Below are 21395 nucleotides of genomic sequence, written 5' to 3' on the forward strand. Positions count from 1 at the left end.
GGCAATTTCTCCTGCGAGGCGCGAAATTTTTGCTGCTCAGACACGGCTGAGCACGGTGATCCATGGCGAGACATGCCGGACCTTGCCGCCAAAGGGCGCCACGACGGCCGCGAGCGCGGCGTCGGGATCTTGCAGATCGTAGAGCCCGCTGACCGGCGCGCGCGACAGGCCGGGATCGGCGACGAACACCTCGCCGGCGCGCCAGCGGGCGATTTCCGCCACCACCGCGCCGACGGGATCGCGCTCGGCCACGAGCAGCCGCTGGCGCCACGCAGCGGTCTGGCCGGGGTCGCGGTGCCCCCGCTCCAGCCCGGCGCCGCCCGGACCCGCGGCAAGCCAGTCGCCCGCCTCGAGCGTGCCCTCGCCATGCCGGCCGACGGCGACGCTGACCGTCCCTTCCTCGACCGCCACCAGCGCCCGCTCGTCATTGTGCCGAAGCTCGAAACGGGTGCCGAGCGCGACCGCGCTGAGATCGCCGGCATTGCCCTGGAACGGGCGGGGATCTGCCGCCACGTCGCAGAGCGCCATCCCGTCCAGCACCTCCACCCGCCGAAGCCGTTCGTCGAAGGCGATATCGACGGCCGTCTCCGGACCCAGAGTCAGAACGCTGCCGTCGGGCAGGGGAACGCGGCGGATCTCCGCCACCGTCGTCGTGTAATCGGCCCGCCAGCGCTGCAGCAAGGAGGGGCCGAACAGGGCACCCGCGCCGACGACCCCGATGGCGCCGAGACCCGCGAGGGCCTTGCGTCGGGTGACGCCGCGGCGCCGCCGCGCCCGTCCTTCGGCCATGGCGCTGCCGGCAAGACCATAGACCAGCTTGGCTTCCTCCCAGGCTGCGCGGTGCTCTGGACTACGAAGGCAGAACCGCCGGACCGCCTCGCGCGAGGCCTCGTCTTCCGGACGCGCCTGCCAGCCGAGCAGCAGCGCCATCGCCTCGTTCCAGAGATCGTCGCTGTCCGCCGGCCTCGACATGACCATGTTCCCGTTCGCGCGCCACCCTATAGACGATGACGCGCGGTCGCGGAAATTTCTCGCCCGCCCGGCGGTTCAGTCGAAGCCGGCGGCCCTCAGGCCGTCGCGCAGCGTGCGGTAGCCATCCATCACCAGCCGTCCGGCATGGGCGGTGGAAATGTCGAGTGTGACGCCGATCTCGGCCAGCGTCGCCTCCCCGAGCCGGTGCATCTCGAATGCCCGGCGCGTGCGCTCGGGCATGGCGGCGAGGATCAGCAGCGTGCGGGCCAGGGCCTGACGTCCCGCCAGCGCGGCCTCGGCATCCGGGCGACTGTCGGCCATCTCGAACAGCCCGGCCTCGTCGAGGCTGACATGCTCCTTCTCGCGCCTTTTATGGTCGATGGCGAGATTCTGCGCGATGCGGGTGAGATAGGCTTCCCGGTCGGCAATGCCGGCCCCGGCGCTCAGCCGGTCCAGCAGGCGGACGAAGCTGTCATGGACGAGGTCTTCCGTCGTCGCCCCGTTGCGGACGATGCGCTGAATGAGCCGCGCGAGCCGGCCATGCTCGCTGGCGTAGAGTTCGGCGGTGGGCAGGCCGGTGGAGGACATGAAGCGAAGTTGAGTGAGAGGCCGGAAGATCACCATCAATCTACAGAAATGTAATTACTCTTGCAAATTCAATAGTTTATATATCTTCTAAGAAGTGACTTGCCCGCCGAGGCCCGCGTCACGCGGAAGGCGTGTCGTCGGCGGGAGCCCCCGCCACCCGGGCGTCACCGCCGGACAGGTCGCGAATGATCGCCAGTCAACCCCAGGCACGACGCACCCGGTGCCGGCTTGCCTTGACGCAGACGAGTCTGTTCCCCGAGCGCCAGCTCCCGGGCGGGTACTCGGCCTCCCATTCCACTGATCTCCAGACACTCGAGATCGGCCTCAACTATCGTTTCTGACGGTCGGCCCCCGAACGAGGGACCGGTCCCGCAAGAGGGCAGGGGGCATAGACTTTGGACTGAAACGGCATGCCATCGCGCAACGAGCCGCCCGCCGATCGGCGACGTTAAAGCGGGACTCATCACGTCGTTAGCCGTGCGGTGGAAGGGGCGGCCCACCGGGCCGGGCGTGTGGAGCGGCGTGTTGGAACTGCCTCATGGTTCTCCTTATCCGCCAGACGAGTCTCATCCCTTGATCCGGGGCTTCCCGCCAGCGTGAGGGGAAGCCGCGAGGAGATGGTGAGTTCGGTCGTCAATCAGGTGCACTCGGCTGGTCGACGAATTGACGAGCCTCGCCAATGTCCGGTCTGAGGTGGTCCCCATTCGCCGGACATTTTGGCGGCTTCGCTAAGCTTGGTTCTGGTGTGTGTCACGCCGCCTTGTTGATGCCGTCGCAGGCCATGTGGACCTCCTCCGGCGTTCTGCCGCCGAGAGCCGAGTGGGGCCTCGTGCGGTTGTAGTAGGTGATCCATCGGCCGATCCCGGCGCGGGCCTCGGACCCGGTCTCGAAGGCGTTGAGGTAGATGCACTCGTATTTCAGGGACCGCCAGAGGCGCTCGATGAACACGTTGTCCATCCACCGGCCGCGGCCATCCATGGAGATCCGCACGCCAGCGTCCAGCAGCACCTTTGCGAAGCGCGGGCTGGTGAACTGGCTTCCCTGGTCGGTGTTGAAGATGCTCGGCCGCCCGAACCGGGACAAGGCCTCCTCCAGTGCCTCGATGCAGAAGTCGGCCTCCATGGTGTTGGAGAGCCGCCAGGAGAGAACCCTGCGGCTGTGCCAGTCCATGATGGCGACCAGATACAGGAATCCGCGCCGCATCGGGATGTAAGTGATGTCGGCGCACCAGACCTGGTCGGGCTCCTCGATCGCCATGGTGCGCAAGAGATAGGGGAAGATGCGGTGCTGCGGGTGGCGCACCGTGGTCTTCGGCCGCTGGTAGATGGTGGCCAGCCCCATGCGGGCCATGAGGCGCCGCACACGCTTGCGCCCAACCTCGTGCCCCTGCCGGCGCAGATGGCGCACCATTTGCCGCGAGCCGTACCACGGCGTCTCGAGAAACTGGCCGTCGATCGCCCGCATAATGGCAAGAGTCTCGGGGCTTTCGATCCGCGGCCCGCCGTAGAAAGCCGACCGGCTGATGCCGACCAGGGCGCACTGGCGCGTGATCGGTAGTCGGGGGTGATCCGGTTCGATCATGTCGCGTTTTGCCCCCACGCTCATCGCCCGGAGGCCCGACGCAAAAAATCCCGTTCCACCACCAGTTGGCCGATCTTGGCATGGAGCTGGTCGATCTCGCTCTCGCGGGCGGCGTCGGCCGCTTCCGCCTTGCCGGAGAACACTGCGGCCATCCCCTCGATGGCCTGCTTCTTCCAAGCGTTGATCATGGTCTGGTGGAGACCATGCTTCGCCGCCAACTGGGCCACCGTCTGTTCCCCGCGCAGTGCCTCCAGGGCCACCTTCGCCTTGAAATCCGATGAATATCGCTTCCTCTTCCCGGTCATCGGGCTCGTCCTTCCGTCAGGCCGAACCAAGCTTAACTCCCTGTCCGGATTTCGGGGACCACCTCAGTCCGCAGACTGGTTCGGGCGCAGCAGGTGGTGTTCGAGCTTCCCGATCTGCTGGCCTGTCGGCTGGAGCAGGCCGCGTTCAAGGCGCGACAAGGTCGGCTGACTAACCTGGAGAAGTTCGGCCAAGTGCTCCTGCTTCATGCCCCGGAGAATTCTGAGGCGACGTATCCAGGCCCCTGCGCACAACTCATAAATCTCCAGATCGAACCCGAGGCAACGACCGCCTCAAGGATGAGGCTGACGAAGCTTTTGGATGTTCGAGCTTGGACTGTAGAGTTGAGACGGACGGCTAAGCAAGGTCCGCTTCCAGAGGGTGTAGAACCACCCGCAGTGGTGTAGAACCACCCGCAGTTGGCGCAATGTGCCTACGTACCGTATTTCGCTGATGTGGCCGCTACCAGATCAATGACCGGCATGGCGGCGCCTTACTCACGGACGGCTTCGGGTGCCGGGAGCAGACTGCCCGGTCTTGGCTGCCGCTGGATCGACCCCATCTTTGTCGTTCCATAGTCGCTGCCCGTTTCCCGAAAGCTGCCATTCCCGCGATGCCCATCAATCGGCATGATCGGGGCCGGGAGCGGACTGGCCGGTCTCGGCTGGCGCTGTGGAGATATCCGCCGTTCTGTAGCTGACCCCACGTTGGCCGTTCAGATACAATGCGCGCCATGCCGAAAGTCGCCATTCGACACATTAAGGCAGGGTAGGGTCTGCGTGACGAGGCTGTAGGTCGGGGCGAGATGTCTGTAGAGCGTCAGCCTTCCAGCTGCTGCACCTTTGGAGCCCCGTCTGCTGAGGCATTGCAGCGTGCGCTAGCAATGGAATCGGCCAAACGCCCACGTTTAGCCCCCCGGTAGCTGGTCCCTTCCGCAAGTCTAGAAATTATATAAATTATTGAATTTGCATTGCTTTTGACTCCGCGCTAAGGCGGGGCATGGGATCTGCCTCGACCTCGTCGGATGATCTGGATGTCCTGTTCCGGGAATATCACCGGGAGCTGGCGTCGTTCGCCTATCGCAAGTTGCACGATAGGGAAGCGGCGTCCGATCTCGTGCAGGATGCGTTCGTCCGGTACATCGCGCATGTGCAGCGGGCGGACACGGTGGCCGAGACGCCCCGCTTCTTCCTCTGGCGGATTGCCAGCAACCTCATTCTCGACCTCGCGCGTCGCCAGCGTCGGCGGGGACAGGTGCTTGCCCTTGATGCGGTATCGCCGCATGAGCTCGCCGACAGCGCGCCGTCCGCCGAACGGCACCTCTCGGCGCGCCAGGAGTATCGGGCATTGCGCGCGGCACTCGACGAACTGCCCGCCAACGCGCGAAACGCGCTGATTCTCAACCGGGTCGAGCGTCTCACCCATGCGCAGATCGCCCTCCGGCTCGGTGTCTCGCCCAGCATGGTCAACAAGTACATCTCCCGAGCGCTCAGCCATTGCGTCGCGCGGCTCAGCCAGGCCGGCTTCTAGAAGAAGGGCCCGCCACACGGTCATGCCGAAACGCACGCACCTCTTCATGGGCATGGATGGCGACCGATGACGCGTCGGGCACCCGCCCCCCTCAAGAACGACCCGCTGACGGAGCGCGCTCTGTCCTGGCTGGTGCACCTGCATTCCGGGAGCGAGACGGCGCAGGACTGGGATGATTATCACGACTGGAAGATGGCTCATCCCAGCCATGCCGAAGCCGCCGCACGGGCCGAACATGTGTGGAGCCGTCTCGGGCCGGCCCTGAAGCCCCCGCGCCGAATGGCGCGACAGGCCGCGGGGACGCTCGCCGTCTGCCTGATCCTCGCCGGCGGGGGCGCGCTCGCCGTCAGCTCGTTCCCCGGCTGGTTCGCGGACCAGGCCACGGGACTGGGCGAAATCCGCACCGTGGCGCTCGACGATGGCTCTTCGGTGGTGATGGATTCGGACACGCGTTTCGACATCGATTTCACCGCGCCGCAACGACGAATCCGGCTGTTCGACGGCCAGATCTTCGTCACCGTCGCCGCCGATCCCGCCCGCCCCTTCATCGTGGAAGCCGGAGGGGGGGAGGTGCAGGCCCTCGGAACCGCCTTCAACATACGCCACGACGACACGAAGACGGCGGTGAGCGTGACCGAGCACGCCGTGCGCGTATCGCTGATCAAGCCGGAAGCGCGGCTCGACCTTACACAAGGGAACGGCGTCGATTTCGACCCGGCGACCGGGCTGGGGCGCCCGCATGCCGTCGATGTCGAGAACGTGACGGCGTGGCGCCGGGGCGAAATCCTGTTCGACGGGCGGCCGCTCGGCGCCGTTGTCGCCGAGATGGGACGCTACCGGCGGGGCGCGATCTTCTTCACCGACGATCGGCTGAAGCACCTCCCCGTCACCGGCATGTTCTCGACCCGGGATGCCGATGAATTTCTCACGGCTCTCGAAAAGACGCTTCCGGTACGTGTCTTGCGTCTTCCCTATCTAACCTTGATCCGTCCGAGAAGTGACTAGGCTCCTCCACGCGAATTAGAAGAATTACGATCTTTTCCCTTCCGCTGTCAGGTCGAGCGCCAACGGCGTCTTCCCCGTCGAGGCCCCCGCGAGGGGCGATATGCAAGGCGGGGAGAACCGGGATGCGGCGGCGCGACGGGGGAGTTTTCACGAAGGCGCAGCTTGCGCTCTTTCTCGGCTCGACGGCACTGGCGACAGCGGCCTACAGCCCGCCCGCTCTCGCGCAGCAGCAGGCCGCCTACAGCATCCCCGCCGGCAGCCTCGGCGCCGCCCTGACCGCCTGGGCGCGGGCGTCAGGCATGAGGTTCCTCGCCTCGTCGGAAGTCCTGAGCGGGCGGCACACATCGGGGGTTTCGGGCCAGTACGCGCCCCGCCAGGCGCTGGACGCCCTGCTGCAAGGGACCGGACTCACCTACAGCATCAGCGGTTCGACCGCGACCATCGGCAGTCCCGGCCAAGGCGCCGCCGCCGAGCCCTCCGCTGACGATGTGATCGCGCTCGATGTCGTCACGGTCTCCACCGAAGGCAATCCCGTCGAACGCCCCTTCGAGACGCCGGCGCCCGTTGCCTATATCTCGCGGGAAACCATCGAGCGGTTTCGCGGCAGCAGCCCGGCCGACATCTTTCGCGGCACGCCGGGCGTCATGTCGGGCGAGGCGCGCAACGGCGCCGGGGCCGTCGACATGAACATCCGCGGCATGCAGGGTTTCGGCCGCGTCGCGACCACGATCGACGGCGCCGAGAACGGGGTGACGGTCTATCAGGGCTATCAGGGCCTTTCGAACCGCACCTATGTCGACCCCGACCTTCTGGCCGGGATCGAGATCACCAAGGGGTCCGACGTCTCCTCGCGTGGCATCGCCGGGACGGTGACCATGCGCACCCTCGACGCCGGCGACATCGTCAAGCCCGGCGAGACCTGGGGCGTGCGCGTCAAGGGCGAGTTCGGCACCAATTCGGCGGAGCCCGAGGCCGGCGCTAAGGGGGGCTATCTCTGGCCCTCCTCGCCATACTCCGCTCCGGTCGCCGTGCCCTCCACGCAGGGCATGGACCGTCCCGGCCTCTTCGACCCGCGCAGCGGTTCCGCCAGTATCGCCGCCGGTGTGAAAGAGGAGAATTACGACCTCTTCGCCGCCTATGCCTATCGCAACCAGGGAAACTACTTCGCCGGCACGCATGGTTCGGCGGCCAAGCCGGTCAATACCGGGCCGCGCGAACTGTGCTCGGGTTCCTGGTGCCAGACATGGCCCGATTATGTCGAGAATGGCGGCCTCACCAATTATCGGCCGGGCGAGGAAGTGCTGAACACGCAGCTCGAAACCGAAACCTGGATCGCCAAGTCGACGGTGCGGTTCGGTGACGGCCACAGCCTGCAGGCCGGCTATACCGGCTATCGCGCCGAGGCCGGCGACCTGCTCGCCTCCCGCTTCACCGGCGAACGCGGGCAGCCCGTGCAGCAGCAGCAGACGGCGGGGACTTCGGTCGATACCGGCACGCTGCGCTATCGCTGGGACCCGGAGGAAAACGACCTCGTCAACCTCAAGGCCAACCTCTGGACCACGCGGCTCGAACTTCGCAACCCGCGCCGCGGCTCAACCATTCCCACGCCGGAATCGCTGGGGCTGCCGGCGGGTTACCGCACCGGGTCGGACACCGTGATGTGGGGCGCGGACGCGACCAATACGTCCGCCTTCGCCCTCGAGCAGTATGGATCGCTCGACCTGATCACCGGCGTGTCTTACCTCAGCGAGGACACGCGCCCGAGCGGTTATTCCCAGGCCCTGGAGGGCTGGCTGAACCTGCGCGACGCGGCGCGTGAGGAAGCGGCGGTGTTCAGCAAGGTCGCCTACCAGCCGCTTGACTGGCTGACGCTCAATGGCGGCCTGCGCTATTCGCATTACTGGTCCGACGACCGCTCCACCAACTCCAACAGCTCATATGTGAACCCGGAGCCGGAGCGGAACGAGGGTGGCTTCAGTCCCTCTGTCGGGGTGACGGTGGAGCCGGTGGACGGCACCCAGTTCTATGTGAACTATTCCAACGCCCTGCGTTTCCCGAGCCTGTTCGAGGCTGGATCGGCCTTCACCATCATTCCCAATCCCGATCTGAAGCCGGAGCGCTCCAGCAATTGGGAAGTCGGCGTCAACTATATCCGCGACGGCCTGTTCGCGGCCGACGACAAGGCCATGCTGAAGTTCAGCTATTTCAACTGGGACGTGAAGGACTATGTGGTCCGGGAGTTCCGCCCTTTCCAGGGCGATGGCTATGAGTGGTACGGCATGCAGGTCTACAACATCGACCGTGCCAAGTTCTCCGGTCTTGAACTCTCCACCCGCTACGAAAAATCCGGATTTACCGCTGCGTTCAGCGCAAATTACTATCTCGATATCGAATTTTGTCGCACGTCCTATAACTGCGACAGCAAGACGTTATACGGAGATTACGCCACCAATCAGATTCCGCCGGAATACATGCTGAATCTCACTTTGTCGCAGAAGTTCCTGGACGACACGCTGACGCTGGGCGGCCAGGTTTCCTATATCGGCCCGCGCGCCATCGGCCACGGCCAGGTGACGGCGCAGGGCGCCGCCCAGTTCATCAGCCAGATCAACTGGGATCCGTACTTCCTTGTGGACGTGTATGCCGAGTACAAGATCAACGAGAATCTCACGGCGAGCATTCGCGTCGAGAATCTGACGGATGAGTACTATGTCGATCCGCTCAGCCTGGTGAACCAGCCCGGCCCGGGACGCACCTTCTATGCTGGCCTGACCGGCACCTTTGGCGGCGACCAGCCCATGCCCACGCTCATGCCGCCGCTTCGACGTAACGGGAACGGCGTGGATTGGACAGGGCTTTATGCCGGCTTCCACGCGGGCGGGGTGCTGGCGCATGTCGATGGCACCACGACGACGCTGAACGGCACGCAGAACGACATCGCCGCGACCGAATCCGCCAATCTCGGCCTGCGGGACAATTATCTCTGGGGTGTTCAGGGCGGCTTCAACTACCAGCTGGCGAACCGTTGGGTCTTCGGCATGGAAGCCGACTTCAGCAACACCTCGCTCACCGGTTCCCAGAAGGCCGTGGCGACAGAGGGCTCGCTTGCCGCCAACGGGGCGCTGCAAGCCGAGACGCATTACAGCATCGACCAGATGGCCAGTCTGCGCGGCCGCATCGGCTATGCCTTCGAGGACGGGCTGTTCCTGTACGCGACCGGCGGCGTGGCCTTCGCCCGCGAGAAGATGACCCGCGACCAATATGCGGCGGACCAGGCGTGGGGTTCGGATTCCTTCGGCCCCTCGACCAAGATGGCCTCGATCGAGAGCGTGCGGGTCGATCGCTCCGGCTGGACGCTGGGCGGGGGTGCGGAATTCGCGCTCAACGACCGCTGGTCGGTGAAGGCCGATTATAGCTTCACCCGGCTCGCGTCCCAGACCATCGCCTTCCCGAACGCGCGCGCCGGCGTTGGCCAGAACTATACGACCGTGACGCAGACCGGCACGACGATCGTGCCGCCGAGCCCGCGTCTGTGCGAGAGACGCGGCGGCGAATTCTGCCTGCCGAGCGAAGTCCCCGTCTACACGACGACGAACCACGCGGGCAGTTCCACCATTACCAACGGACGCAGCGCCACGGACGAGATCGACCTGCACACGGTCAAGATCGGCCTGAACTACAAGTTTTGAAATGAATGACCGACCGGGTGATCCACGCCCTCGAAGGCCTGAAGGGAGTATCCGCGATCCACACGACCAGTGGTGGCTGTGACCTCATCGTGGGACTGGACATCGCGACCTTGGTCGATCTTGCTGCCTGCACCGGGCCCGCCCGATCCCCGGCATGGACAACAGTGAGGTGCCCCTTCTGCTGGCGACCGCGCAGTAGAAGGGCACATTGCGAAGGCGCGTCAGCGCAAGCACTTAGACTCATACTTCTGCTGGCGCCTTGGCGACAGGTTTCTACCGTCGTGGGCTCGAGCGGCGGCCAATTCGCTCGTTAGGCGAGGCCACCGGAACTTAGACTGAAACCGATATTGCCCCAAGGTGCCGTCGTGAACGAAAAGTGCCTTGCCCGCCATGCCTGCTTCTGGGACGCGGCCGCGGCAAATTTAATCACCGGAATCGGGGCGCTTTGCGGCGGATGCCGAATGACCGCTGTGGGGCGCAAAGCGGACGTCTCTGAGGGGCACTCGAGGGGCTGCCAGGGGAGATCAGCTGACGTCCTTCGGCCTCGCCCATGCGATCGGTCCCGCCGTCTGGCATTTCAGGAAAAATAAGGGCTGACAACGCATTGAAGCGCCGTCAGCCCTTGATTTTCTGGTCCGAGCCAACCTTTGGCTGTCAGTGAGCCGAAGTATGGCGTCAAATGCCCGACCTTTGGATGGCACGACACTCTGTGCCTAATCCGGCGAGTTCGCCGCTCAGACGTGAAGCTGAAGGTCGGGCACTTCGAGCAATCTCCGCTTCGAACCCTCGCTCACCCCTAAAAATCGGGGTGAGCGAACTTCGTGCGACGTTTGAGCGAACTATTGCGCCGTTGAGCGTGATTCAGTGACGCGTCAAGGAATCCGATCAGGCACTCACGAACACCCCGTCGTGCTTCCGCAGGTCTCGCACTTCAGGCAGGTGCCGTTCCTCACCATGGTGAAGTTCTGGCACTCGGGGCAGGCTTCGCCCTCATAGCCCTTGGCGCGGGCGATGGCGCGGGCTTCCGCCTTGGTCGGCGCGCTCGCCGCCGGGGCGGGAGCGGACCAGGGGAGGGCGTCGGTGCTGCCGAGTTCCGCCTCGTCGTCTTCTTCCGGAGTCGCCTTGAGCGCCGTGGCGCCCTGGATGCCGCCGCGCAGCGCCGTCACATTCGAGGCGCTGCCGGAGGTGGCGCCCGGCGCGGTGGTGCCGGCCGGCACCACCATCAGGCTCACATTCTTGCCGCGCATCAGCCCCTTGGACACCATGCGGGACGCCGCCGTGGTCGGCGAGGCCTTGCCCTCTTCGACGCCCTTGCCCAGCGCGTCGAAATGCGACTCGCCCGGCTCGACATGGCCGAGCTCGTGCCGGCCGAGATAGGACACCGCAAGCTCGCGGAAGATATAGTCGAGGATCGAGGTCGCGTATTTGATCGTGTCATTGCCCTGCACCGGGCCGGCAGGCTCGAAGCGGGTGAAGGTGAAGGCGTCGACATACTCCTCCAGCGGCACGCCATATTGCAGGCCCAGCGACACCGAGATGGCGAAGTTGTTGATGAACGAGCGCAGCGCCGCGCCTTCCTTGTGCATGTCGATGAAGATCTCGCCGAGGCGGCCATCGTCATATTCGCCGGTGCGCAGATAGACCTTGTGCCCGCCGACCACCGCCTTCTGGGTGTAGCCCTTGCGGCGGTCCGGCATCTTCTCGCGGTCGCGCAGGGCGACGACGCGCTCGACGATCTTCTCCACCACCTTCTCGGTGATCTGGGTGGCGCGGGCGGCGGCGGGCTTCTCCAGCAGCGCCTCGACCGCGTCTTCCTCGTCGTCCTCGTCGGCGATGAGCTGGGAATTCAGCGGCTGGGAGAGCTTGGAGCCATCGCGGTAGAGCGCGTTGGCCTTCAAAGCGAGGCGCCAGGAGAGCAGATAGGCCTCCTTGCAGTCCTCGACCGTCGCCTCGTTCGGCATGTTGATGGTCTTGGAGATCGCGCCCGACAGGAAGGGCTGCGCCGCCGCCATCATCAGAATGTGGCTGGTGACGGAGAGATAGCGCTTGCCGATGCGCCCGCACGGATTGGCGCAGTCGAACACCGGGTAGTGCTCGGTCTTGAGGAAGGGGGCGCCCTCAAGCGTCATCGCGCCGCAGACATGGATGTTGGCCGCCTCGATGTCCTTCTTGGAGAAGCCGAGGAAGGGCAGCAGCTCGAAGGTCGGATCAGCCAGCTTGTCGGCCGGCACGCCGAGCTTGGCCAGCGCCTCGTCGCCGAGCGTCCAGCGGTTGAACACGAACTTGATGTCGAAGGCCGCCTTCACGCTGGCGTCGATCTTCGCCAGCATGGCGTCATCGAAGCCCTTGGTGCGGAGCGTCGAGTGGTTGATCGCCGGCGCCTGGGTGATGGAGCCGTGGCCGACGGCATAGGCCTCGATCTCGGCGATCTGGCTCTCGGAATAGCCGAGCGTGCGCAGCGCCTGCGGCACGGCGCGGTTGATGATCTTGAAATAGCCGCCGCCGGCCAGCTTCTTGAACTTCACCAGCGCGAAATCGGGCTCGATGCCGGTGGTGTCGCAATCCATCACCAGGCCGATCGTGCCGGTGGGCGCGAGCAGCGTGGTCTGGGCGTTGCGGTAACCATGCGCCTCGCCGAGCGAAAGGGCGAGGTCCCAGGTCGCCTTGGCGCGCTCGACCAGCAGCTTCTCGGGCACCTTGGCATGGTCGAGCGGCACCGGGTTGGTGCTCAGCCCCTCATAGCCAGCCTTCTCGCCATAGGCGGCGCGGCGGTGGTTGCGCATCACCCGCAGCATGTGCGGCGCGTTGGGGGTGTATTCCGGGAACGGACCCAGCTCCTTGGCCATCTCGGCCGAGGTGGCGTAGGCGACGCCGGTCATGATCGCGGTGAGCGCGCCGCAATAGGCGCGGCCTTCCTCGGAATCATAGGGGATGCCGGAGGTCATCAGCAGGCCGCCAATATTGGCGTAGCCGAGGCCGAGCGTGCGGTAGTCATAGGAGAGCTGGGCGATCTCCTTCGACGGGAACTGCGCCATCAGGATGGAGATTTCGAGCACGACGGTCCACAGCCGGCACGCATGTTCATAGCTCTCCACATCGAACGTGCCGTCCGCCTTGCGGAACTGCAGCAGGTTCAGCGAGGCGAGGTTGCACGCCGTGTCGTCCAGGAACATGTATTCCGAGCACGGGTTGGAGGCGCGGATCGGGCCGCCGGCCGGGCTGGTGTGCCAGTCATTGATCGTGGTGTGGAACTGGATGCCGGGGTCGGCGCAGGCCCAGGCGGCGTGGCCGATCTTCTCCCACAACTCCTGCGCCTTCAGCGTCTTCGTCACCTTGCCGGTGATGCGCGAGGTGAGGTTCCAGTCGGCATCGGCCTCGACCGCATTCAGGAACGCGTCATCGACGCGCACCGAATTGTTCGAGTTCTGGCCGGAGACGGTCAGATAGGCTTCCGAATCCCAGTCAGTATCGTAGATCGGGAAGTCGATGTCGGTGTAGCCCTGGCGGGCGAACTGCACGACACGGCGGATATAGTTCTCCGGCACCTGCGCCTTCTTGGCGGCGCGGATCTCGCGCTTCAGGGCGGGGTTCATCGAAGGGTCGTAGCAATCGTCACCCTCGCCCTCGCAGTTCACGCAGGCCTTCATCACGGCCTTCATGTGCTTGGCGACGGTCTTGGAGCCGGTGACGAGAGCGGCGACCTTCTGCTCCTCCTTCACCTTCCAGTCGACATAGGTCTCGATATCGGGGTGGTCGACATCGACCACCACCATCTTGGCGGCGCGGCGGGTGGTGCCGCCGGACTTGATGGCGCCCGCCGCACGGTCGCCGATCTTGAGGAAGGACATGAGGCCGGAGGAGCGGCCGCCGCCGGAGAGCTTCTCGCCCTCGCCGCGCAGCGCGGAGAAGTTGGAGCCGGTGCCCGAGCCATATTTGAACAGGCGCGCCTCGCGCACCCACAGGTCCATGATGCCGCCCTCATTCACCAGGTCGTCGCCGACGGACTGGATGAAGCAGGCATGCGGCTGCGGATGCTCATAGGACGACTTGGAGCGGGTCAGCTCGCCGGTGACATAGTCGACATAGAAGTGGCCCTGGCTGGGGCCGTCGATGCCATAGGCCCAGTGCAGGCCGGTATTGAACCATTGCGGCGAATTGGGCGCGGCCATCTGCATGGCCAGCATGTAGCGGTGTTCGTCGAAGAAGGCCTGCGCGTCCTCCTCCGAATCGAAATAGCCACCCTTCCAGCCCCAATAGGTCCAGGTGCCGGCCAGCCGGTCGAACACCTGACGGGAGTCGGTCTCGCCGACATAGCGCTCCTTCTGCGGGAGGCTGGCCAGCGCCGCCTCGTCGGCGACGCCGCGCCACAGGAAGGAGGGGACGGTCTCCTCCTCGGCCTTTTTCAGCCGTGCCGGAACGCCGGCCTTGCGGAAATATTTCTGCGCGATGATGTCGGTCGCGACCTGCGAGAAATGCTCGGGCACGTCGATGGCTTCGAGGCGGAACACCACCGACCCGTCGGGATTGCGGATCTCGCTCGTGGCCTTGCGGAACGCGATGTCCGCATAGGGTGAACGGCCGGCCTGCGTATAACGGCGCTGGATGCGCATTCTCGTCGTCCCCGGTTCGTGGCAGGCCCGTCCTCCGGCCTGCGCAGCGATTTCTCAATGCCTCGGACCTGCGTCCGCATACCCCGTCATTCCGAAATCGAACGGCATGGGCGCCGCTGCGTTCCGGTGTGTTGTTGGTACGCACGTGACACGCACAAACGCCCCGCCGGAGTTCAGTACCGGCGATGGAGCCCGCTTCAATCTGGATGATGCCGGCGCAAGACAAACGCTGCGACCGACCGCGCCAAACTGGCCGACTCCCTCTGATGCGTCAACCTCGCGTCACAAACTCTAGTGTGGAGTGTGTGAAAAAATCGCTAAATCTAGATGGTGACGCATCATCCCGCCCGCCAGGGGCGAAGCCCAATCGAGAGGGGATTCGGCCCGTGAGTCCAGCGCCAATCGCGCATGCGTGACACGCCGGTGGACAGTGGGGATCACGGGCATCACCCCTGCTTGCAGCTTTGCCATTTTGGTTTCGCACGTTCGCCGCGCGCTCCTGACCCATCGGCATCTGGACAGCGCGGGCGGGTTCGCCCACATGGCAGCCAACCCCGCTTATTGAACCCGGCTCGTTCCATGACCTCCGCCTCCGACGCGCAGCCCGCCGCCGGCGCCCTGTCCTTTTTCCTGCTCGCCCTCGCGGCGGGCCTGGGCGCGGCCAATCTTTATTACGCTCAGCCGCTGATCGCGCTGATCGCCGACGATGTCGGCCTTGACGAGACGCTGGCCAGCCTCGTCGTCACTGTCAGCCAGCTCGGCTATATCGCCGGGCTGCTGCTGCTGGTGCCGCTCGGCGACATTCTCGAGAACCGGCGGCTCATCGCGGCCATTCTGCTCTGCGCGGCGGCGGGTCTCGGCCTCGCCTTCGCCGCCACGACGCCGGCGCTGTTCCTGCTGGCGGCGCTGGTGTTCGGCATCGGTTCGGTGGTGGCGCAGGTGGCGGTGCCCTTCGCCGCGCATCTCGCCCGGCCGGAGGAGCGTGGCCGCAAGGTCGGCAGCGTGGTGAGCGGCCTGATGACCGGCATCCTGCTGGCGCGGCCGGTGTCCTCGCTGCTGGCGCACTGGTTCGGCTGGCGCGCGGTGTTCCTGATCGCCGCGCTGACGATGCTGGCGCTCGCCGTGGGGCTGCGCCTCGCCCTGCCGCCGCGTCACCCCGGCGGGCGCACCAGCTATGCCCGGCTGGTCGGCTCGCTCCTACCCCTGCTGCGGGCGCAGCCGGTGCTGCGCCGGCGCGCGCTCTATCAGGCGGCGATGTTCGCCGCCTTCACCCTGTTCTGGACGGCGGTGCCGCTGGAACTCGCCGGGCCGGAGTTCCGCCTCGGCCAGCAAGGCATCGCGCTGTTCGCTCTGGCAGGGGCCGCCAGCGTCGTCATCTCGCCGGTGGCGGGATGGCTGGCCGACCGCGGATGGTCGAGACTGGCGACCGGTCTCGCCCTGGCGCTGGCACTGGCGGGCATGCTGCTGACCGAACTCGGCAACGGCATGTCCTCGCTGGTCGTTCTGGCGCTCGGCGCCATTGTGCTGGACTGCGCGGTGACGGCCAATCTGGTGTTCGGCCAGCGTGCCATCTTCATGCTGGCGCCGGAGATCCGGGCGCGGCTCAACGCGCTCTACATCGCCACCTTCTTCGCCGGCGGCGCGGTGGGCTCGGCGCTGGCCAGTCCGCTTTATGCGCTCGGCGGCTGGGCGGCGGTGACGGTCGCGGGCAGCGTGGTGCTGCTACTGGCGCTGGCCTATTATGCCACGGAGTTCCGCCACCGTGGTTAAGCGCCGCGCCGGGCCGCGCGTGGCTGGACTTCGCGCGGTGCGGGTGGCATGTTCCGCGCGAGATCGACGGCCGGCGCAGGGACGAATTCCGTGAAGATTTCCGACTTCATCACCGAGACCTTCACCTGGTGGAACGCCCAGACCATGGGCACGCGCTTCCACACCTGGCGGCATGGGGAGTTCGTCGGCACGGACGAGTTCGGCAACCGCTACTATCGCACCAAGGGCCGCAAGATCGACCCGGCCCTCGGCTTCGAGCGCCGCTGGGTAATCTATAATGGCTATGCCGAGGCCACGGCGATTCCCCCCGGCTGGCACGCCTGGATGCACCAGCGCTCCGATGTGCCGCCGAGTGAAGACACCTATGTGGCGCGCGAGTGGGAAAAGCCGCATCGGCCGAACCCGACCGGCACGGTCAACGCCTATCATCCTCCCGGCTCGGCCATCGGCTTCGGTCATCGCCCGGCGGTGACGGGAGACTACAAGGCCTGGACCCCCGAGTGAGGCCTGCCGCGCCGGCAGGGCAGGTGAGGCCAGGCACCGCGATTGCGCGCCCGCCCCGACATCGCCGCATTGCCCGGCATCTTGGCCCCCTGCGCGCGCCGGAGGGGCAGTGCGCTTCGCGAGGCTTTCCGGTGCACGGCATTTCCGCTTTCCGAGCTTTCCTGCGTCCCGCACTTCTTTCGGCGGCACTGATGGCCGGCTTCGCCGCCGCGCCGGCGTCGGCGCAGCAGGGCTGGCAGGGCGGGGTTGAATCGCAGCCCCTGGCGCCGCCGCCGCTGATGGAAGGCCCGGTGGAGGATCCCGATTCGCCGCCCGGCGGCCCGGGCGTTCCCTCCATCATGGACGACCCCGACGCCGGTGCGCCGCGTGCCCCCGCCCCGGCGCCGGCGGAAGTGCCGGGACAGGCGACGGTGGGCCCCAGCGGCGACATCGAGGTGATCCAGCCGCCGGAGCAGAAGATCGAGAACAAGACGGCGGTGTTCTCCGGGCTCGACAAGATCACCGGCCGCATCACCAGCTTCGATGTCTCGATCAACGAGACGGTGCAGTTCGGCGCGCTGCGCATCACGCCGCGCGCCTGCTATACCCGGCCCGAGGGCGAGCAGCAGAACACCACGGGCTTCGTCGAGATCCAGGAAATCGCGCTCGATGGCAAGGTCCAGCCGCTGTTCGGCGGCTGGATGTTCGCTTCCAGCCCCGGCCTGCACGGTGTCGAGCACCCGATCTATGATGTGTGGCTGACCGACTGCAAGCAGACCGACCCGGTGATCGCCTCGCCCGGCGGCCAGCAGTAGAAATCCGCCTCACCCGCCTGCAGCGCCTGAGCCAGCAGCCGGCTGTACTGGCGCTTGGGCACTTCGATGGCGCCGAAGCTGCGCAGATGATCGGTGACGAACTGGGTGTCGAGCAGCACGAAGCCGCCCCGCCTCAGCCGCGCCACCAGATGCACCAGCGCCACCTTGGAGGCGTCGCGCGCGGTGTGGAACATGCTCTCGCCGAAGAAGGCGCGCCCCAGCCGCACCCCGTAGAGACCGCCGACCAGCGCGCCGTCCTGCCAGGCTTCCACCGAGTGGCAGTGGCCGCGCGCGTGCAGGTCGCAATAGAGCTTGCGGATGCGGCGGCTGATCCATGTTGAGCCGCGCCCCTCGGCCGGCGCGGCGCAATGGTCGATCACCGCTTCGAAATCATGGTCGATGCGGATTTCGAACCGGTCGGAACGCACCGTGCGGGCGAGGCGGCTCGACACGGTGAAGTCGTTGAGCGGAATGACGCCGCGCCGCTCCGGCTCGATCCAGTACAGGCCGGGATCGTCGGCGCTCTCGGCCATCGGGAAGATGCCGCAGGCATAGGCCTTGAGCAGAACCTCGGGAGTGATCTCGACCTGATGTTCGCGCGGATGTGACATGGTGCCAGCATGACCGAGATGGGCGGCGCTGTGAAGGCGGGCGCGGGGTGCAGCGGCGCGAGGGCGGACATGAAAATGGCCGGGCGTGCCCGGCCATGAGGTTGTCCTGCCCGGCAGGGCGGCGACGGCTCAGACGCCCGGCTCGCCCTCGGCGAGGAAGTGCTCCAGCCAGTGGATGTCATAGGCGCCGCGCTTGATGTCGTCGTTCTCAACAAGTTCGCGGAACAGCGGCAGCGTGGTCTCGATACCTTCCACCACGAACTCGTTCAGCGCGCGCTTCAGCCGGGCGAGGCACTCCTCGCGGGTGGCGGCGTGAATGATCAGCTTGCCGGCCAGGCTGTCGTAATAGGGCGGGATCGAATAGCCCTGATACACCGCCGAATCAATGCGCACGCCCGGCCCGCCCGGCACGTGCCAGTAGTCGATCCGCCCCGGCGACGGGCGGAAGGTGCGTGGGTGCTCGGCATTCACCCGGCACTCGATCGCATGGCCGTGGAGGGTGATGTCGTCCTGCGTCACGCTCATCGGCAGGCCGGCGGCGACGCGGATCTGCTCATTGATGAGGTCGACTCCGGTGATGGCCTCGGTCACCGGATGCTCCACCTGGATGCGGGTGTTCATCTCGATGAAGTAGAACTCGCCATTCTCGTACAGGAACTCGATCGTGCCGGCGCCGAGATATTTCAGGTCGCGCATGGCCTGCGCCACCGTCTCGCCGATGCGGGCGCGCTGTTCGGGCGTGAGGATCGGGGAGGGGGCTTCCTCCAGCACCTTCTGGTGACGGCGCTGCAGCGAGCAGTCGCGTTCGCCGAGATGGATGGCGTTGCCCTTGCCGTCGCCGAGCACCTGGATTTCGATGTGCCGGGGGGTGCCGAGATATTTCTCGATATAGACCGCATCGTCGCCGAAGGCGGCGCGGGCTTCCGAACGGGCGGTGGAGAGGGCGGCGGAGAGTTCCTGCTCCGAGCGCGCCACCTTCATGCCGCGCCCGCCACCGCCGGCGGCGGCCTTGATGAGCACGGGATAGCCGATCTCGTTGGCGACCTTCATCGCCTCGTCGTCGGAGGTGACGCCACCATCCGAGCCGGGCACGCAGGGAATGCCGAGCCGCTTGGCGGTCTTCTTCGCCTCGATCTTGTCGCCCATGATGCGGATATGCTCGGGCTTCGGCCCGATGAACTGCACGCCGTGGTCGATGAGGATTTCCGCGAAGCGCGCATTCTCGGCGAGGAAGCCATAGCCGGGATGCACCGCCTCGGCGCCAGTGATCTCGCAGGCGGCGAGCAGGGCGGGAATGTTGAGATAGCTGTCGCGGGCCTGCGGCGGGCCGATGCACACGCTTTCATCCGCCAGCTTCACATGCATGGCGTTGGCGTCGGCGGTGGAATGAACCGCCACGGTGGCGATGCCCATTTCCTTGCAGGCGCGCAGCACGCGCAGGGCGATCTCGCCGCGATTGGCAATCAGGATCTTGCCGAACATCAGGCGCGCCTCACTCGATGATCAGGAGTGGCTCGCCATATTCGACCGGCTGCGCATTCTCCACGATGATTTTGGTCACGGTGCCCGCGCGGGGCGCCGGAATCGCGTTCATGGTCTTCATCGCCTCGACGATGAGCAGCGTCTGGCCTTCCTTCACCACCGCGCCGACTTCGACGAAATACTTCGCGCCGGGCTCGGGCCCGAGATAGGCGGTACCGACCATCGGCGAGGTGACGAGGCCGGGATGCTTCGACACATCGGCCACCGGGGCGGCGGCGGGCGCGGCGGCGGCCGGTGCGGGAGCGGCGGCCACGGGAGCCGGCGCGGCCGCGACCGGGGCGGCATAGACGGTGGGGGCGGCACGGACGACGCGAATGCGCAGATCCTCGTGCTGCACCTCGATCTCGGTGAGGTCGCTTTCGGACAGCAGGTTGGCGATCTCGCGCACCAGCGCGGGGTCAATGTTCGGCTTGTTGGTTTTCATCATGATCCCGTGACGGTCGCTCGCCCGTCTCCCTCAGCTAATCTTGCCACCGGCGGTGGCGAGCGCGTCGATGGCGAGCCGGTAGCCGTCGATCCCCAGCCCGCAGATCACCCCGCGGGCGACCGGCGAAATATAGGAATGGTGGCGAAAGGCTTCGCGCGCGAAGACGTTGGACAGGTGGACTTCGACGACAATGAGGCCGGCCGCCTTGATGGCGTCGGCGATGGCGACGGAGGTGTGGGTATAGGCCGCCGCGTTCAGCACCACGCCGCGCGAGCCGCGCGCTTCCTGCAGGAAGGTGACGAGCTCGCCCTCATGGTTGGTCTGGCGGAAAACGAGGTCGAGGCCATGGCGCTCGCAGGCGGCGCGGCAGGCGGCTTCCAGATCGGCGATGGTCGCACGGCCGTAGACCTCCGGCTCGCGCGTGCCGAGCAGGTTGAGGTTCGGTCCGTTGAGAACATGCACCGTGTCGGGCATCGCGCCTCATTGAGCCAGCCGCCGGCGGCCCCATGCCGGGACGGCCGCGGGTTTATAGGCAATGGCTGGCCTCGCGCCAAGCCCTGCCGTGCTTTCCCTTGGATTATCCCCGGCCCGGCGGGTCGGCATCGTCCGGCGCGGTCCGTGGGTGCGGTCCGCGCCGGAGGTTCAACCCTGGACGGTCAGCACTGGGTCTTGCCGCATTTGCGCACGGAGGCGATGGCGTCCTTGAGCTGGTCGTGGCCAACCGCGCCAACCACCACCTGGTCGCCCAGCACATAGCTTGGCGTTCCGTCGATGCCGAGCGCCTCGGCCAGTTGCAGGTCGTCCTGCAGCGTGGCGTTGACTTCCGGGTTGTCGAGCGCCTTCTCCAGCGCCGCCTTGTCGACGCCGACGGCGACTGCCGCCTCGATCGCCTTGTCCTTGTTGGCCTGGCCGCGCTCGCCAAGCAGCTTCTTGTGGAAGTCGAAATACTTGTCCGGGGCGGTGAGGCGAACCGCGACGGCGACGCGCGCGGCTTCCACCGAGCCCGGTCCGAGCACGGGGAATTCCTTCAGGATCACCTTGAGCTTGGGGTCGCCCTTGATGAGGTCGACCATGTCGCCGAGGGCGCGCTTGCAGTAGCCGCAATTGTAGTCGAAGAACTCGACCAGGGTGACATCGCCCTGCGGGTTGCCGACCACCACGCCGCGCGCGGTGTCATAGATGCGCGGCTTGAGCTCGGCCACTGCCGCCTCCCGCTGCTTCGCCGCCGCCGCCGCCTGGCGCTGCTGCAGCACCATGATCGCTTCCTGGATCACCTCGGGATTGTTCAGGAGATAGTCGCGGATGACGCTCTCGAACTCCTTGCGCTGGGCATCGTCGAGCGCGGAGGCGGGCGTGTGCGCCGCGCCGAGCAGCAGGCCGGCGGCGAGGCCGAGCGCGAGGGTCGCGCGGCCGGCGCGGCGGAGGAGGCTGAGGGACGACATGGGGTTCTCCAGGGGAAAGGGGGCGCG

Annotated in this window: 16 protein-coding genes; 6 read left to right on the forward strand and 10 right to left on the reverse strand. The window is 66.3% G+C overall.

Annotation, left to right across the window (positions count from 1 at the left end; all coding sequences use genetic code 11):
• Positions 1-36: 36 nt before the first annotated feature.
• The 4 genes from AAC979_RS04985 to AAC979_RS05000 form a co-directional block, all read right to left on the reverse strand.
• Positions 37-972, reverse strand: a complete 936-nt coding sequence (locus AAC979_RS04985; RefSeq protein ID WP_371345742.1) for a FecR family protein — start codon at positions 970-972, stop codon at positions 37-39.
• 75 nt (positions 973-1047) lie between these two features.
• A complete protein-coding gene (locus tag AAC979_RS04990; RefSeq protein ID WP_371345743.1) occupies positions 1048-1560 on the reverse strand; it encodes an RNA polymerase sigma factor in 513 nt (170 codons plus the stop codon).
• A 750-nt stretch (positions 1561-2310) separates the two neighbouring features.
• Positions 2311-3446, reverse strand: a protein-coding gene (locus tag AAC979_RS04995; RefSeq protein ID WP_371345425.1) for an IS3 family transposase whose coding sequence is annotated in 2 segments (ribosomal slippage) — positions 2311-3191 and positions 3191-3446 — 1137 coding nt in all. Because the reading frame shifts where the segments join, the coding sequence is not laid out codon by codon here.
• A gap of 63 nt (positions 3447-3509) precedes the next feature.
• Positions 3510-3653 carry a multiprotein-bridging factor 1 family protein gene (locus tag AAC979_RS05000; RefSeq protein ID WP_371345744.1) on the reverse strand — a complete coding sequence of 48 codons (144 nt, stop codon included), beginning with the start codon at positions 3651-3653 and terminating at the stop codon, positions 3510-3512.
• Between the two features lie 790 nt (positions 3654-4443).
• Here AAC979_RS05000 and AAC979_RS05005 point away from each other — a divergent pair.
• From AAC979_RS05005 to AAC979_RS05015, 3 genes are all read left to right on the forward strand, one after another.
• Positions 4444-4974, forward strand: a complete 531-nt coding sequence (locus AAC979_RS05005) for an RNA polymerase sigma factor (protein ID WP_371345745.1) — start codon at positions 4444-4446, stop codon at positions 4972-4974.
• 66 nt (positions 4975-5040) lie between these two features.
• Positions 5041-5979, forward strand: a complete 939-nt coding sequence (locus AAC979_RS05010) for a FecR domain-containing protein (RefSeq protein WP_371345746.1) — start codon at positions 5041-5043, stop codon at positions 5977-5979.
• 122 nt (positions 5980-6101) lie between these two features.
• Positions 6102-9668 (forward strand): TonB-dependent receptor domain-containing protein, encoded by a 3567-nt coding sequence (locus tag AAC979_RS05015; protein WP_371345747.1) that lies wholly within the window; start codon positions 6102-6104, stop codon positions 9666-9668.
• An 893-nt stretch (positions 9669-10561) separates the two neighbouring features.
• On the opposite strand, the gene AAC979_RS05020 is transcribed toward AAC979_RS05015, so the two are convergent.
• Positions 10562-14278 (reverse strand): vitamin B12-dependent ribonucleotide reductase, encoded by a 3717-nt coding sequence (locus AAC979_RS05020; RefSeq protein ID WP_371345748.1) that lies wholly within the window; start codon positions 14276-14278, stop codon positions 10562-10564.
• A gap of 579 nt (positions 14279-14857) precedes the next feature.
• On the opposite strand from AAC979_RS05020, the gene AAC979_RS05025 reads away from it, so the two are divergent.
• From AAC979_RS05025 to AAC979_RS05035, 3 genes are all read left to right on the forward strand, one after another.
• Entirely contained in the window at positions 14858-16048 is a 1191-nt protein-coding gene (locus tag AAC979_RS05025; RefSeq protein ID WP_371345749.1) for an MFS transporter, read from the forward strand.
• Between the two features lie 48 nt (positions 16049-16096).
• Positions 16097-16552: an NADH:ubiquinone oxidoreductase subunit NDUFA12 gene (locus AAC979_RS05030; RefSeq protein WP_371345750.1), complete on the forward strand. Its 456-nt coding sequence runs from the start codon at positions 16097-16099 to the stop codon at positions 16550-16552.
• Between the two features lie 191 nt (positions 16553-16743).
• Positions 16744-17346 (forward strand): DUF2155 domain-containing protein, encoded by a 603-nt coding sequence (locus AAC979_RS05035; protein WP_371345751.1) that lies wholly within the window; start codon positions 16744-16746, stop codon positions 17344-17346.
• Here the strand turns inward: AAC979_RS05035 and aat are convergent.
• The 5 genes from aat to AAC979_RS05060 all read right to left on the reverse strand — a co-directional run bounded on the left by aat (position 17277) and on the right by AAC979_RS05060 (position 21368).
• Entirely contained in the window at positions 17277-17957 is a 681-nt protein-coding gene (gene aat / locus AAC979_RS05040) for a leucyl/phenylalanyl-tRNA--protein transferase (RefSeq protein WP_371345752.1), read from the reverse strand. The two genes, AAC979_RS05035 and aat, sit on opposite strands and share 70 nt — an antisense overlap.
• A 129-nt stretch (positions 17958-18086) precedes the next feature.
• Positions 18087-19439 carry an acetyl-CoA carboxylase biotin carboxylase subunit gene (accC, locus tag AAC979_RS05045; RefSeq protein ID WP_371345753.1) on the reverse strand — a complete coding sequence of 451 codons (1353 nt, stop codon included), beginning with the start codon at positions 19437-19439 and terminating at the stop codon, positions 18087-18089.
• Positions 19440-19449: 10 nt separating this feature from the next.
• Positions 19450-19923: an acetyl-CoA carboxylase biotin carboxyl carrier protein gene (gene accB, locus AAC979_RS05050; protein WP_371349001.1), complete on the reverse strand. Its 474-nt coding sequence runs from the start codon at positions 19921-19923 to the stop codon at positions 19450-19452.
• 33 nt (positions 19924-19956) lie between these two features.
• A complete protein-coding gene (gene aroQ / locus AAC979_RS05055) occupies positions 19957-20400 on the reverse strand; it encodes a type II 3-dehydroquinate dehydratase (protein ID WP_371345754.1) in 444 nt (147 codons plus the stop codon).
• Positions 20401-20582: 182 nt separating this feature from the next.
• Positions 20583-21368 (reverse strand): DsbA family protein, encoded by a 786-nt coding sequence (locus tag AAC979_RS05060; protein ID WP_371345755.1) that lies wholly within the window; start codon positions 21366-21368, stop codon positions 20583-20585.
• Positions 21369-21395: the final 27 nt, after the last annotated feature.

Origin of the sequence: Ancylobacter sp. IITR112, assembly GCF_041415945.1 — a bacterium.
Classification (GTDB): domain Bacteria; phylum Pseudomonadota; class Alphaproteobacteria; order Rhizobiales; family Xanthobacteraceae; genus Ancylobacter.